Consider the following 417-nt stretch of genomic DNA (forward strand, 5'->3'; position numbering starts at 1 on the left):
AACTCCGAGCCGAGGGGGGCGCTCGGGTTCCTGACGCCGGCGCGCGTGCTGCGGATGGCCCTCGGGGAGGACGCCTCCGCCCTCATGGACGCGTTCGGGATAGAGGAGCTGGCGCCCGGCGGGCTCGACCTCACGCCCGGCTGCATCGACAGGGCCAGGGCCGCGAGGGGCGAGGGGCCGCTGGCGGGATAGGCGGCGGGCCGGGACATGGGCCGGAGGGCCCGTTGCGCTGAGTCCGGAACGGCTGCGCGGCGGGCTGGCGGAGCATGCGGCGGCGGCATGGGGGCACCGCCCTCCACAGCCTCTCCACCTGCGGAAACGGGGCGACGGCCGGGCGCCGGGGGCTATTTCCGCGTTGCGCTAGCTGCGGAAACGCGGGGTCCGTTCAGGCTGTTGCGTTGAGATTGAAAATCAACC

General features: G+C 73.9%; 1 pseudogene. It reads left to right on the top strand.

Features of this window, described 5'->3' with window-relative positions:
* A pseudogene (locus DWZ15_RS10790) lies at positions 1–192 on the top strand (IS30 family transposase); the annotation flags it as partial.
* Positions 193–417: the final 225 nt, after the last annotated feature.

Source organism: Collinsella sp. AF29-7AC (genome assembly GCF_003475665.1).
Lineage (GTDB): Bacteria > Actinomycetota > Coriobacteriia > Coriobacteriales > Coriobacteriaceae > Collinsella.